This window comes from Pseudoalteromonas sp. TB64 (assembly GCF_000498095.1).
Classification (GTDB): Bacteria; Pseudomonadota; Gammaproteobacteria; order Enterobacterales; family Alteromonadaceae; genus Pseudoalteromonas.
Genome location: NZ_AUTQ01000150.1, coordinates 1 through 15,257, shown reverse-complemented (window position 1 = coordinate 15,257; position 15,257 = coordinate 1). Strand labels below are relative to the sequence as shown.

9 protein-coding genes and 3 pseudogenes (1 of these 12 running past the window's edge) are annotated in these 15,257 nt (G+C 39.2%); 8 read left to right on the top strand and 4 right to left on the bottom strand.

The genetic code is table 11. From position 1 onward, the window contains the following. Positions 1 to 584: pseudogene (locus L647_RS01000000124135) on the top strand (MFS transporter); it begins 933 nt to the left of the window's first position. Positions 585 to 593: 9 nt separating this feature from the next. Continuing rightward, a pseudogene (locus L647_RS01000000124130) lies at positions 594 to 2,986 on the top strand (glycoside hydrolase family 15 protein). Between the two features lie 958 nt (positions 2,987 to 3,944). On the opposite strand, the gene L647_RS0112160 reads toward L647_RS01000000124130, so the two are convergent. Continuing rightward, positions 3,945 to 4,961, bottom strand: a complete 1,017-nt coding sequence (locus L647_RS0112160; RefSeq protein ID WP_024611331.1) for a LacI family DNA-binding transcriptional regulator — start codon at positions 4,959 to 4,961, stop codon at positions 3,945 to 3,947. A gap of 294 nt (positions 4,962 to 5,255) precedes the next feature. On the opposite strand from L647_RS0112160, the gene glk reads away from it, so the two are divergent. From glk to L647_RS0112125, 6 genes and pseudogenes are all read left to right on the top strand, one after another. Next, positions 5,256 to 6,248 (top strand): glucokinase, encoded by a 993-nt coding sequence (gene glk, locus L647_RS0112150; protein WP_024611330.1) that lies wholly within the window; start codon positions 5,256 to 5,258, stop codon positions 6,246 to 6,248. A 36-nt stretch (positions 6,249 to 6,284) separates the two neighbouring features. Beyond that, positions 6,285 to 7,301, top strand: a complete 1,017-nt coding sequence (locus tag L647_RS0112145; RefSeq protein WP_024611329.1) for a LacI family DNA-binding transcriptional regulator — start codon at positions 6,285 to 6,287, stop codon at positions 7,299 to 7,301. Between the two features lie 331 nt (positions 7,302 to 7,632). Continuing rightward, a complete protein-coding gene (edd, locus tag L647_RS0112140; protein WP_024611328.1) occupies positions 7,633 to 9,483 on the top strand; it encodes a phosphogluconate dehydratase in 1,851 nt (616 codons plus the stop codon). 33 nt (positions 9,484 to 9,516) lie between these two features. After that, positions 9,517 to 10,127, top strand: a pseudogene (gene eda / locus L647_RS01000000124125) (bifunctional 4-hydroxy-2-oxoglutarate aldolase/2-dehydro-3-deoxy-phosphogluconate aldolase). A gap of 9 nt (positions 10,128 to 10,136) precedes the next feature. Beyond that, positions 10,137 to 11,141 carry a type I glyceraldehyde-3-phosphate dehydrogenase gene (gene gap / locus L647_RS0112130; protein WP_024611327.1) on the top strand — a complete coding sequence of 335 codons (1,005 nt, stop codon included), beginning with the start codon at positions 10,137 to 10,139 and terminating at the stop codon, positions 11,139 to 11,141. 213 nt (positions 11,142 to 11,354) lie between these two features. Next, complete coding sequence (locus L647_RS0112125) at positions 11,355 to 12,479, top strand: sterol desaturase family protein (RefSeq protein WP_024611326.1); 1,125 nt, start codon at positions 11,355 to 11,357, stop codon at positions 12,477 to 12,479. A gap of 87 nt (positions 12,480 to 12,566) precedes the next feature. Here L647_RS0112125 and L647_RS0112120 read toward each other — a convergent pair whose 3' ends face one another. From L647_RS0112120 to L647_RS01000000124120, 3 genes are all read right to left on the bottom strand, one after another. Further along, positions 12,567 to 13,853 carry a leucine-rich repeat-containing protein kinase family protein gene (locus L647_RS0112120; RefSeq protein ID WP_033024412.1) on the bottom strand — a complete coding sequence of 429 codons (1,287 nt, stop codon included), beginning with the start codon at positions 13,851 to 13,853 and terminating at the stop codon, positions 12,567 to 12,569. A 77-nt stretch (positions 13,854 to 13,930) separates the two neighbouring features. Further along, on the bottom strand, positions 13,931 to 14,644 hold the full coding sequence (locus tag L647_RS0112115) for a YebC/PmpR family DNA-binding transcriptional regulator (RefSeq protein ID WP_007582629.1): 714 nt from the start codon (positions 14,642 to 14,644) through the stop codon (positions 13,931 to 13,933). Positions 14,645 to 14,902: 258 nt separating this feature from the next. After that, positions 14,903 to 15,257, bottom strand: a 355-nt coding sequence (locus L647_RS01000000124120; protein ID WP_033024411.1) for a M13-type metalloendopeptidase, incomplete at its 5' end; no start/stop codon positions are given.

Below are 15,257 nucleotides of genomic sequence, written 5' to 3'. Positions count from 1 at the left end.
CCGCCATGAAACAACTGGCTTGGGTACAATTTTTTAGTTGGTTTACTTTATTTGCTATGTGGATTTATACCACGTCGGCAGTGACTAGCTTTCATTATGGTAGTAGCGATACTACGTCAAAAGCGTTTAATGATGGCGCTGATTGGGTAGGTATTTTGTTTGCCGCTTATAATGGTTTTGCAGCAATTGCGGCTATGTGTATTCCATTTTTAGTTAGGTTGTTGGGGTTAAAAGGCGCGCATTGCTTAAATTTATTATTAGGTGCGTTGGGGCTTGCAAGCTTTATGTTTATAAGCTCTCCTCAAATGCTGCTTATTCCTATGATTGGTGTTGGTTTTGCGTGGGCCTCTATTTTGTCACTGCCTTATGCAATGTTAAGTAACTCGTTGCCGAGTAACAAAATGGGCGTATACATGGGCATATTTAACTTCTTCATTGTTATTCCACAGCTACTTGCAGCCAGTATTTTAGGTCTTATTTTACGCCATGCGTTTTCTAATCAGCCTATTTATGCCTTGTTAATTGGTGCTGCGTCTTTTGTGTTGGCAGCAATTGCTGTTATGCGTGTTAAAAATTCTAATTAAGAGTAAAAAATGAAAAACTATAATTCAATAACAATCTCATTATTAGCTCTTGGGTTAACTGCATGTGGTGCTCAAGACATTGACAATTTACAAACATCTAAAGCAGCGGCGCCAGGTGCTCCGGGTAGCGACCCATTTTGGTCTTATGCAGGTAAAACGGGTATTGGTACATCTTATGAGCAATACCAAAATGGTCAATATACAAATGATGCATCTACTGGCACCGTATCTAAAGTTTGGTTTTCTATTGCAAAGGGCATGATCACCGAAACTATGTTTGGTCTTATTCACCAAGCGCAGATAAAAGATATGCAGTTTGTAGTAACAGGAAAAAATTTCACAGTTAGTGAAGCAGACGATCTTGATGTAACAATTGATTACTTATACAAAGACAAGCAAGGTCGTCCTTTATCACTTGCTTATAAAATAGTAAGTAAAGATAAACAAGGTAGATTTACACTCGAAAAACACGTATTCACCGATCCTGATGGGCAAAGCTTATTTGTTCGAAGCGTGTTTAATACTGAACTTAAAGATGTTAAAGCCTATGTTGTTGTAAATCCATATATTGATAATAACGGTCTTGATGATTTTGCAAAAACTACCAATCAAGGCTTAGTTGCTTGGCAAGATGACAACTACTTAACATTGCAATCAAGTACTAAATTTGGCATAAAAACGGTTGGCTTTACCGGTATAAGTGATGGTTTGAATGAGCTGAAAAATTCAAAATCATTAAATACCACTTACAGTAATACCGGTGAACAGTCAGGTAATGTCAGCATGCTTGCTGAACTTGGTAGCATCGAACGCAATACTACGTTTGATTTAGTGCTTAGTTTTGCACATAGCGAGCAACAAAGTGCGGAGCAGGGCACTCAAACATTAGCAAAAGGCTATCAAACTGTACTTGATAACTTTAACGGTAAAGGTGCGTCGCTTGGTTGGCAAGATTACTTACAAAGTCTGACACCTATTGATAAAATGGCTGAGCAAACAGCCGACAACGGCAAGTTACTTTATACCAGTGCAATGGTATTAAAAGCGCAAGAAGATAAAACACATGCAGGGGCACTTATTGCGTCACTGTCTAACCCGTGGGGCGAAACAGTATCGGCTAAAACAGGTTCAACAGGCTACAAAGCAGTGTGGGTACGAGACTTTTACCAAGTAGCGATGGCGTTTATGGCACTGGGTGATACCGCAACTGCAAAAACGGCATTTGAATACCTTGAAAAAGTACAAGTTAACAGTAAAACGCCAGGTAATAATGGTGATAGTGGCTGGTTTTTACAAAAAACACACGTTGATGGTGAGCTTGAATGGGTTGGTGTACAGCTTGATCAAACTGCGATGCCTATAATGCTCGCGTGGAAATTAAACAAAGCAAACGTACTTAGCGACGCAGAGCTTAAAGACTGGTACGCACGTATGCTAAAACCAGCCGCTGATTTTTTAGTAGATGGTGGGCTAGCTAAAATTTTATGGAATGATACACAAATTACGCCACCATCAACGCAACAAGAACGCTGGGAAGAACAAAGTGGCTATTCCCCATCAACCACCGCANAGCAGGTTTAATTACCGCTGCAGATATTGCGAAAATGGCAGGCGATACTAAAAATGCAAAACGTTACCTTGCAACAGCCAAGCGTTATAACGCAGACATAGAAAAAATGATGTTTACTACCAATGGCAATTTAGAATCAAAAGCCACTGATGGTGAATATTTTATTCGCATTGGGCAAGATGAAAATGCGAACTCAAATACAATCATTAACGCAAACAATGGGCGAGAGGGCTTTAACAAAAAACAAATTTTGGATGGTGGGTTTTTAGAATTAGTTCGCTATGGCGTTCGTGATGCACTGGCACCAAGTATTGTAAAAACACTGCCAGAATACGATGACGAAACACTCGCCGACAATTTACAAGTTAAGTATAGCTTTAAGTTTAGCGATGGTAGCGGTTCATTTGCAGGGTATCGCCGCTATGGCAACGATGGCTATGGTGAAGACGAAGTAACGGGTACAAACTACGCTGAAAACGGCAGTAATACGCCAGGGCAACGCGGTCGTGTATGGCCTTTTTTTACAGGTGAACGAGGGCACTATGAAATTGCAGCAGCTAATGCAAATAATACACTTAATAATGAAAAACAAGCCGAAATCAAGAACAACTATGTAAAAGGACTCGAACAATTCGCTAACCAAGGGATGATGCTACCAGAGCAAGTATGGGACGGTGTAGGAGTTAACAAATCAGGCTACACGCTTGGTGAGGGGACTAACTCAGCAACACCACTTGCTTGGACTCACGCCGAATATATTAAGTTAGTACGTTCATTAAGTGATATGCAGGTATGGGATTATTACCCTGTTGTAACAGAACAACTTAAATGATTGTTAAAATAATGCTCTTCAATCGCTGTAATTAGTAGGGTGTATTGACCTTTCACGATTGATTCTTCAGTTTTATGTTTGGCATTTAGGCAAGGCAGAGTCTATGTAGTGTGTTTGTTCCCTATAAAGAGGCAATAACGCAGCATAAATGCAAGACATGCGCTGCCCAAAGGGTCTTCCTAAGAGCGTCAACTCTTTGTTACCTACATGGATGTGGGTCTGTCTATTGAACACAACTTTTTTGTCTGTTGAATTGATATTAACAATTCGGCAGATTCGACCATTTTTTATCTAATTCACTTCTTTGCGCCATATTTTGCTGCTAATAACCCTGACAGGAATAAACGCTTTAATGATGGCAATTCGTAAAATATTATCACTGTGCTGCAAATGTAAATCTTCTACTTTGGTTGCATCTGTTTTCCATGTTTTCTGAAACTCCTCTGCACGTCACCGAAGTTCGTAGTACCTTACTAATTTATGGATATCTTCAGCTGTATTTACGGGCGCTGTCGTATATAAAGTCCAACATAATGGGGGGGGTCGTAATTTTCCTGTCATCTGATCACATTGAAGCTTAATGTAGATGACTCTTGCCCTTGAACTCACTTAGGCTTGGCTAGTGTTATATGTTGATAACTCAGTGTATTCGAGCCTAACGCGCTTTTCTTCCAGCGGGCTCTTGATTACGCCTATTGGCAAGCTAGAACATATAATAAGAGACTTGCTGTGGGCAAACAACATCCAGCAATGTGGTTCTAATGTTGGAAAGCCTAAACATCGACTCTAATGGTGGCTGCTATTATGTTCGGTAGTGTAAAGCTTTAACTAAAGAACAAAAAAGTAAGTACAAGCATTAAAACCAATTATACAATTTTAGCCCATGCTTACTCATATCCGAATTTTCTATAATAGTGTGTGTATTAATTTAAGAATTTCAATTAGAGTCAAAGCAAATTTAACTTGAACCTCTTGGGATTAAAATTGGGGGAAGTAGGGTACTTTTTACTTCTTCGCCGCGTATGAGTTTTAATAAATTCTCAACCAGCATTTGTCCTGCAATAGTTGTATTTTGTTCTACAGTGGTCAGTGGTGGATTTACATAACTCGCAATGGCTATATTATCAAAACCTATAATGGCTACATCTTTTGGTATGTCGATATTTGCTTCTTTAAGTGCACGAATTGCACCAATGGCAATCAAGTCACTTGCAGCAAACAATGCATTAAATTTTATATTATTAGCAATAAGCGAACGAGTGGCGTGATAACCAGATTCTTCAGTTGATATTGCGTTAGCCATTTTACGTTCGTTTATTTTTATTTTATTAGTAAGTAACTCATCTTTAAAACCCTGGAAACGGGAAAAAAATTCAGGACTATGATCGGAAGCATCGCCAATAAATGCGCAGTCGGTGCGGTTATGGGCAATAAAATGTGTAGCAGCTAATTTTCCGCCTGTGTAGTTATCGCAACATACAGTTAAGTCTGGACGGTTATCAACCGTTGCACCCCAGCATACAAATTTAGTATTTTGTTCTAGTAAGGTTTTAAACTTTGGTTGAAAGTCGATGTAATCACCATAACCGAGCAAAATAATACCATCTGCTCTGTGGCTATCTTCATAATCAGCTTGCCAATCTGCACTAGCGGACTGAAACGACACCAATAAATCGTAACCCTCTTGGGCACAAGCACGCGTAATACTACCTAACATTGCTAAAAAGAAAGGGTTAATCTGTGATTCGTCGGAAGTGGGATCTTCAAAAAGAAGTAATGCAAGTGTACTGCTTTGTTGAGTGCGTAAGTTACTGGCATTTTTGTCCACTTTATAGTTAAGCTTTTTTGCAATGTCGTAGACGCGCTTTCGTGTTTCTTCATTCACAAGATGGCTATTGCGTAAAGCACGAGATACAGTTGATTGAGAGACCCCTGCATAGTGGGCAATATCAAATGAGGTAGCTTTACCTTTCATTGTGACAACTTAATTAAAGTGATAAATAATGGTGCCATTCTCGTTTATTAATTAATTTTTTCAAGCTTTTTATATTTAAACTGATTTTTTTATTGATTTGGCAATGACACCGGTGTCATAATGGTGGCGTTTTATCATTTTGTTGTCAAAACGTATTGGCTGCCTATTTTAATATAAGCAGTATTTTTTACTGTGATAGCTGCTTTAGGGTGATAGCCTAAAGTAAATAAATACCAATGGTTTACCCGTTGTAAAATAATAAGCATTAGTCGCTTAAACAAAAGAGATAACACCATGAGCTTACACTCTTCTACCGAATTTAATCCTATCTTAGTTGCCGACATCGGCGGTACCAATGCTCGCTTTGCTTTAATAACTGCTTTTGATGAAACAAAAAGTCAGTTTATTATAGAGCATAACAATACATTTCCTAGCGCTGATTTTAGCTCACTTGAGAGCGCTTTAGAGCAATACTTATCAAGTGTTTCTCATATTACACCAAAACGTGCGTGCTTAGCTGTTGCTGGCCCTATAAAAGCAGGGCAGGTGCATTTAACCAACTTAGGATGGCATTTTAGTGTAAATGAATTTAAACAGCATTTTAATTTAGAGCAGTTGGAAGTTATAAATGACTTTGCAGCATTTGCTTATGCAGCACCTTATTTAGATCCTCAAAAAAATATTACAGTTAAAACGGGTCAAGCTGATGAAAATGCAAACATTGGTGTTATGGGTCCTGGTACTGGTTTTGGTGCAGCGTGTTTGGTAAGAACATTACATTCTACTTCAGTATTAAGTTCTGAAGGTGGGCATATCTCGCTTGCTGCGGTTAATGAGCTAGATACTGCACTCATTCAAGAATTGCGAAAAGAACATCCTCATGTATCAGTAGAAACCGTGTTTTCGGGTCCTGGTATTGCACACTTATATAAAGCAATGGCGGCAGTTAAAGGCGTTAATGCAAAAAACCTTGATGCAGCACAAATTAGTAGTTTAGCTAACAGTGGTGAATGCGAAGTATGTGATGCTACATTAAATCAATTTTGTGATTGGATAGGCAGTGTAGCGGGTGATTTAGCATTGGCTTATGGTGCATTAGGTGGTTTGTTTATTGGTGGTGGTATACTGCCTCGTATGCAATCTCGTTTACTGGAAAGTCGTTTTGTTGAACGATTTTCACAAAAGGGTATTATGTCGCAATATACAGGGCAAATTCCTGTAACTCTTGTAACACAAGATAATATTCCACTAATTGGTGCCGCAGCGTGTTTGCACAACAGCAAATAAGGGTTTTTCCTTGTTTGCTTCTGGAAAAATAGAGTGATGAAAAAAGTAACAATAAACAGTGTGGCAAGCCACGCTGGTGTTTCTAAAAAAACCGTATCACGCGTTTTAAATAACGAACCTAATGTAAGTGCGGCAACACGTGAAAAGGTACTTGCGGTATTTAAAGAGCTCGATTACACCCCAAATCCAATTGCTCGTGGGCTCGCCCAAAATCGCAGTTTTATAATTGGTTGTCTCTACGATAATCCAAGTAAAAGTTATATTACGCGTGTTCAAACAGGGGCATTGGAAGCCTGTCAAGAAAATCACTACAACTTACTTATTCATCCGTGTGAATTTAGAGGCGAAGAATTAATTAATAACGTTGAGCAGTTATTACAAACATCGCGTCTTGACGGTATTGTATTAACGCCACCTTTTGGTGATTTTGCAGAGCTGGTGAACCTTTTAAAGTCGAAAAACATTCCTTATGCCAGAGTTGCCTCTGCGGTATTACAAGATGATTCTATTTCTGTTCGCAGTAACGATGAGCAAGGGGCTTTTGAAATAACAGAGCATTTAATTAGGCTTGGTCATAAATCTATTGCGTTTATTAAAGGTCACCCAGATCACAGTGCTACGCAACAACGTTTTAAAGGTTATAGGCGCTCATTAGCAAGCCACGGAATAGAATTTGACGAGCGTTTAGTAGAAGAGGGTAACTTTAGTTATCACTCAGGTGTAGATAGTGCGCGAAGTATTTTAGATTTATCACCAAGACCAACGGCTGTATTTGCGTCGAACGATTACATGGCCGCAGCTGTATTAAAACTGGCTACTCAAAGACGCTTAGCTGTCCCAGATGATATATCTATTGCTGGATTTGATAACGCGCCAATCGCTCGCCATATTTGGCCAGGGCTAACAACAATTGCACAGCCTGTTGAAGAAATGACTAAACAAGCCGTTACTCAACTTATCTCCCATATTTCGAATCCTCAAGAGCAACCATACCAAGTCACCCTTGAATCACGTTTGATCACGCGAGAGTCTACTGCGCAAGTTAAAAGTTAACATAAATATTTTTCACAGTAGCCCGAATATGAGTGACGCTTATTCGGGCTTTTTTATACTTAAAACTTGCTAAAAATACACTTATACCTAAAAATTAAAGCATTGATTAAAGGTCATGCTAAAAAGTTAGTTTATTTTTAATAGCTAGGGTTGACACCGGTGTCATTGCTATGCGTTAATACAGTGACACCGGTGTCAGGGTTGTTGTGAGAGGCTCCTTGGTATCGTACCTTTGAACGGGTAAGTCAAAGATGCTCAGTACAGTTATTTACGTGGAGTCTATAATTGTTACTGAGCCTTTATCCTCTAACTAATAGAGATGAGTAAAATTATGTTGCATCCTCGAATCCAAGAAGTTACCCAACGCGTTATCGAACGCAGTAAAAACACCCGTCAAGCCTATTTAGATCGCATTTCGCACGCTAAAAAACAAACAAGAGTTCGTGCTGGATTAGGCTGCGGAAATATAGCTCATGTTATGGCTGCTTGTAGCACCGATGACAAAGCGCGCCTTAAATCTGATGAGCAACCAAACCTTGCTATCATCAATTCATATAACGATATGTTATCGGCACACGTGCCATACAAAGATTACCCAGATTTAATTAAAAGCATTGCAACCAAGTACGATGCTACAGCACAAGTTGCTGGCGGTGTACCTGCAATGTGTGATGGCGTTACGCAAGGGCGTGACGGCATGGAACTATCACTTTTTTCTCGTGATGTTATTGCTATGTCTACAGCAATATCGCTTTCGCACGATGTGTTTGACGGCGTTTTTTGTTTAGGCGTATGTGACAAAATAGTCCCAGGGCTATTAATTGGTGCACTTTCGTTTGGTCATTTACCTGTATTCTTTTTACCTGCAGGTCCAATGCAGTCTGGTATTCCAAATAAAGAAAAAGCCCGTATTCGTCAAAAATTCGCACAAGGTTTAGTAAGCCGTGAAGACTTATTAGAAGCTGAAAGCGCCTCGTACCACAGCGCGGGTACTTGTACGTTTTACGGTACTGCAAATTCAAATCAAATGTTAATGGAAATAATGGGCTTGCACCTTCCGGGTAGCTCGTTTATTAATCCTTACACTGAATTACGAGATGGCTTAACAGGTAACGCTGTAGAAACCATGCTTAAGCAGCTTACAGATGACAAAGACAGCCCATGTTTAGCTGACGTAATTAGTGAAAAAACAATTATCAATGGTCTAGTTGGTTTGTTATCTACGGGTGGCTCAACTAATCACGCAATTCACATAGTAGCAATTGCAAAAGCTGCTGGTATTCAGATTACATGGAAAGACATGTCTGATTTATCAGCAGAAGTTCCATTGTTAACACGTATTTACCCTAATGGTTCTGCTGATGTAAACCACTTTCAAGCTGCTGGCGGTATGGGTTTCTTAATGCGAGAACTAGCAAGTGCTGGTTTCCTTCATACTGATGTTAAAACTATGCTTGGTGATGGTCTTGCTCCGTATATGACTGAGCCTCGTCTTGATAAAGACGACAGCCTGATCATGAGCAACTCAACCGGTCCGACTAAAGTTAAATGGGTAGATTGCCCAGCAAATTCTCATGACGAAGAAGTACTTCGTCCTGTGAATAACCCTTTTAGCAAGCAAGGCGGTTTACAACTACTTACGGGTAACTTAGGTAAAGCAGTTATTAAAGTATCGGCTGTTGCTATTGAACATCAGGTTGTTACAGCACCTGCAAAAGTATTTAGCTCGCAAAGTGCTCTACAAGATGCATACACTCGTGGCGAATTAAACCAAGACTTTATTGCCGTGTTGAAAGAGCAGGGTCCTAAAGCGAAAGGTATGCCAGAGCTGCATAAATTAACGCCTGTAATGGCAACGCTTCAAGATGAAGGCTTTAAAGTGGCAATTGTTACCGATGGTCGTATGTCGGGTGCATCAGGCAAAGTGCCTGCAGCTATTCACTTAGCACCAGAAGCGGTAGAAGGCGGTATTATTGCTAAAATATTAGAGGGTGATTTAGTTACTCTTGATGCGCCAAACGGAATATTAAAAGTACACGTAAGCGAGGAAGAACTTGCTAAACGTGAACTACAACTAAGTGAGCCAAGTTTAACATTTGGTACAGGCAGAGAACTATTTACTGGATTTAGAAATATCGTAAGCAGCGCTGATTTAGGCGCGAGTGCTTTTGGACTTGAATAAATATTAGCCATACTGGGTAATGAGGAACAAGTAATGAGTATTGAAAAAATCTTAGCATCGGCACCAGTAGTGCCAGTGGTTGTAATCGAAAAATTAGAAGATGCAGCACCACTTGCAAGAGCGTTATACAACGGAGGCCTAAAAGCCTTAGAAATAACACTACGTACACCTATTGCAGCAGAAGCTGTAAAGCTAATGAAAGCAGAAGTACCAGAAGCTTATGTAGGTACAGGTACTGTTGTTGATAAAGCAAGCTTTGATCTTTCAGTAGCCGCTGGNTGGTTAGTCCAGGTGTAAGCGATGAGCTTATTGCTTTAGCTAAAACATCAGATATACCATTTTTACCTGGCGCTGCAACTGCAAGTGAAGTTATGCAACTTGCATCGCATGGTTTTAAGTATTTAAAATTCTTCCCAGCAGAAGCTGCGGGCGGAACAGCAATGCTTAAGTCAATCGGTGGTCCATTACCGCATATTACTTTTTGTCCAACTGGTGGCATAAGCCTAGCAACTGCACCTAACTATTTAGCGCTTAAAAACGTTATATGTGTTGGTGGTACGTGGATGCTAGATAAACAACTAATTGAAAATAAAGACTGGCAAGCCATTGAAGCGCTTGCTCGCCAAGCAAGTGAACTTAAATAGGAGTCTAAAATGATTAATGTAGCAATTAACGGTTACGGCCGTATCGGTAGAAATGTATTACGTGCACTTTATGAGTCAGCTCAAAACAGCGAAATTAAAATTGTAGCAATTAACGATTTAGCACCAGCTAACGTTAACGCACATTTAACGCAATATGACTCGGTTCATGGTCAATTTTCTAAAAAAGTAACACTTGAAAATAACACCATGTTAATTGATGAAGACGTAATTACGTTAACGCAAGAACGTGATCCTGCAAATTTACCGTGGAAAGCACTAAACGTAGATATCGTTTTAGAATGTACTGGTTTTTTCACTAAACGTGATGACGCTGCTAAGCACATTGCAGCGGGCGCGAAAAAAGTAATCGTTTCTGCTCCAGGTAAAGATATGGATGCAACAGTGGTTCATGGTGTAAACAGCGATGTAATTAATGCTGATAGCCAAATCATCTCAAATGCATCATGTACTACTAACTGTTTAGCACCACTTGCAAAAGCAATTAACGACACAGTAGGTATTGAACAAGGTAGTATGACTACGATTCACTCTTACACAAACGATCAAAACTTATCTGACGTGTACCACCCTGATCTATACCGTGCTCGTAGTGCAACACAATCTATGATCCCAACTAAAACAGGTGCTGCGGCAGCTGTTGGTTTAGTATTACCAGAACTTGCTGGTAAATTAGATGGTATGTCGGTACGTGTACCTACTATCAACGTATCTTTAGTTGATTTTACGTTTATCACTAAGCGCGACACTACTGCTGAAGAAATCAATGCAATCATGAAAGAAGCGTCAACGGGTTCAATGAAAGATATTTTAGAATACAACGAGCTTCCGCTTGTTTCTATCGACTTTAATCATAACCCAGCGTCTTCTATCTTTGATGCAACACAAACTAAAGCCAATGGTAAACTAGTTAAAGTAATGGCTTGGTACGATAACGAATGGGGTTTCTCAAACCGCATGTTAGACCAAGTTAAAGCATTAGGTGCGTTTTTATAATATAGCCCTAATGATGTAAAGTTTTAGCTTTATCCAACCAAGCCACGCATTGCGTGGCTTTTTTGTGTTTGGTTTATCTGTATATTTGCAACTCAAAATGTGGAAGGAACTATTTGTATTTTTTATACCCTAAATTTTGTTAATATAAAGGCGTGTAAACCAATGGAAATTTCGTTGTACTTAATCAACTCAACGAAGCAAGGAATAACAACAATGATCAAAGCTTTATCACGAAAGATATTTCGTACTAATCACTTACAAATTGGCGAAGGTAACATAAGTGGCTACATAGCCTGCTTTTTAGCAATATTGAGTTGCTTAGGCGTATTAGCGTTTCACTTCCCAGAATATTTAACAACGCCAGAACTACGCAAAAGCTACGATGTTAGTTTTTTGCGTCAGCTTATGTTTGCAGCATTGCTAATATCTGGCAGTTTAGGATTACTTAACTTTGTACGTAATACTAATAAGCGTTTAGGTGCTACAGCATGGTGTTTTATTACATTAGCTATTATGTTTGGCGGCCCCAACGTTGAGGTTAACGAGTTTGCAACGAATACACCCTATATAGGGCTTGATTGGTTTATTTTAGATTTACTAGGTTCAACACTTATATTTATTGTGATTGAAAAGCTATTACCGCATCGAAAAGAGCAAAAAATATTGCGTAGTGAGTGGAGAGGTGATTTAAACCACTTTTTTGTAAATCATTTAATTATTGGTTTTGTATTACTTGTTACTAACCATTTTGTACATTATGGTTTTGGTTGGGCTGTATCATCAACAATTCAAGGCGTTATTGAACAAATACCATTTGTTGCGCAGCTGTTTTTAATAATACTCGTGGCTGATTTAATGCAGTACTGGGTGCATCGTGCCTATCACGAAATTCCTTTGTTATGGCGCTTTCATGGCGTACATCACAGCGCTAAAGAAATGGATTGGTTAGCGGGTTCTCGCCAGCATATTCTTGAAATACTAATAACACGCAGCTTAGTGTTAACACCGATATTTGTACTTGGATTTTCACAGCAAATAATTAGTTTGTACGTAATTATTGTGGGTTTACAGGCAGTGTTTAACCATGCAAACGTAAGAGTTAAATTTGGTTGGCTTAAGTATTTTATGGTTACACCGCAGTTTCATCATTGGCATCATGCGTCAGATAAAGCTGCAATTGACCGCAACTACGCTGCGCATTTCTCGTTTTTAGATTATGCGTTTGGTACTGCTGTTAAAGGTCAAAAGGAGTGGCCAGAAGCATATGGCGTAGTTGGGGATTACATGCCGGTAGGTATGCTTAAGCAACAGGTTTATCCGTTTAAGCGTACTAAATGAGTACAGCTAATTGAACAAAGATAAACTAAAAAAAGAGCAACGCGTTACACGTTGCTCTTTTTTTAATTCATTCAATTAATATTGAATTTATTTTAGCTCTGCTAGTAACTCAGTAAATTTAGGTCTTTGATTTAACAAAGGCTGCACAGCGCGGCTTACAATATCGGACATTTTAACAAAGAGCTCACTTTGTCTATCATCGCCCGTTACAGTGCCTAGTAAGTCTTCAATTAAACACCCTAATGCACGTACTTCAATTAACTCCATTTGCTTTTGTTGATAATCACTTAACATAGCTAAGTTTGTAGCTGCACCAAAATCACCAAATAATACATCAGCATCTTTGTTTATCATGGTGTTATGCGCATACACGTCGCCATGGCTTACTTTATGAATATGCAAATGGTGTAGGGTACTTACCATTTGCTGTGCAATTTTTAAAATAGCCTGAGTTGAGTAATGGCAATCATCATTAAAGGTATCACGCGTACAGGTTTCAAGGCTTGGAGGTAAACCTAAGTTGCAAAAGCCTTCTCCTATAAGCTCCATCACCAAACCAAGTTGCCCACTTTGTTCAATGTAGGCAAGTACCTTGATTAAGTTAGCGTGATCGCCTGCTTGTAAGCAGCAATTTACTTCATCAAGTGGGTAGCCGTCGCTGGTAATTGCGCCCTTGAATAACTTAATCGCTACAGCGTTATCAACCGATTTTGCTAAATGAATAACGCCAGATGCACCTTGACCAATAACATGACTAAGTGTGTAATCGTTAAGAGGTTTATTTTCCAAGCTACACTTTGTAAGGCATTGGGCTTTATTAAAATTGTTACCGGCAAACGCAAGCCAAGCAAGTTTTGGTAATTCAAACAGCCAGTCGTCTACCTGCGTTAAGTTATTAGCAGAGAGCCTAATAAGCTCAAGGCTTTTACATTGCGCCATGCTAGTTGGTAGTCGCTTAAGTTGATTGCCCGCAAGCGCGAGCTTTTTAAGCTGTGTAAATTGGCCAAAACTTTGAGGTAATTCAGGAATATTATTATCAGTAAGTATGAGCCATTCAATATTCTTTGGTAAACAATAATCGCCAAATTCAGCTATTTTACAGCCCTTAAATGCAACCATTATCAGAGCAGGGCATTTAGCTAAAACCGCAGGAATATGCTTAAACTGATTAAACGATAAAAATACTCGCTTCAGGCGTGTTAAACAGGCAAATTCATCAGGTAGTGTTGATAAGTTATTATTTGATAAATCGAGTACTTCAAGCGTGTCAGCTAAGCTAAAAATCTCTTCAGGGAATATTGTTAACTCTTCTACTAATTGCAGGTGAGTAGCACCAGCAAGCTTGCCACTTTTAAGCTCATTAAGGGAGTTCATATTAATACCATGTTCTAAAAATGAAAAAGCCAACATAGCTGTTGGCTTAAAGTAGTTCTAATTTAGTAAATCAGGTTTTAGAATTGCGCGTTATGGTAAACGTTTTGTACGTCGTCGCAATCTTCTAGCATGGCTAAAAAGCGTTCCATAACTTCTACATCTTCGCCTTCAATAGGCGTTTCAATTTGTGGAACGAAGCTAATTAGATCTTCATCAAATTCAGTCACGCCCATTTCTTCAAGCGCTGTACGTGTATTGTTGTACTCTGTATGAGGAGCAAAAACAGTTACTTTACCGTCATCTACTTCTACGTCAGTTACATCAACATCAGCCATCATTAATGCTTCAAGTACCGTTTCATCGTCATCACCGTCAAATACAAAAATAGCAAGGTGATCAAATAAATGAGAAACAGAGTTTTGAGCGCCAATTTTAGCGTTTGCTTTAGTAAAACAAACACGTACATCAGCAAAAGTACGTTTGTTGTTATCTGTTAAGCAGTCAACAATAATCATACAGTTACCAGGGCCGTAACCTTCGTAACGTGTTGCTGCGTAGTCTTCACCGCCGCCGCCTTTTGCTTTGTCTATTGCGCGGTCAATAACGTGTGCTGGTACTTGATCTTTTTTAGCGCGTTCAATTAAACGGCGTAATGATAAGTTACCATCTGGGTCTACACCGCCGTTTTTAGCACAAATATAAATTTCTTTTCCGTACTTAGAATAAACTTTAGTTTTAGCACCCGCAGTCTTAGCCATTGAATCTTTTTTGTTTTGGTAAGCTCTTCCCATCTGCGTTTCGCCTTAATATATGTAAATAATAGAATAAAATTATACCGCGTATTCTAAAGGTAAATGCAAGCAAGGGCTAGTAAGTATTAAAACAGATTAAAACGGTAACGTTTAAAAGCCATGTAAATGTATTTTATTAATGGGATCATCGAGGGTTCTAGGCGTTGGAATTATATCTATTATGTGTAAATTTAATTTAATAAAAAAGGCAACCTGTATAACAGGTTGCCTTACTAAGTAATAAAAAGTAAGTGTTACTTACCAAATACGTACACGCTCATCTTCAGGAAGGTATAACGCATCGCCTGGTTTTACATTAAACGCTTTGTACCATGCATCGTGGTTACGTGGCGCTTGTGCTCTAAAGCGACCTGGCGCATGTGTGCCACTACGAAGTTGGTTAAGCATGCTTTGCTCAGTACGTTTTTCTTTCCATACTTGTGCCCACGCAAGGAAGAAACGTTGATCGCCAGTAACACCGTCAATAACAGGCGCTTCTTTACCATTTAAACTGAGTTTGTAAGCGTGATAAGCCATTGATAAACCACCCACATCACCAATGTTTTCGCCAAGGCTATTTCGACCATTTACAAAGTTACCTTCGATTGGCTCG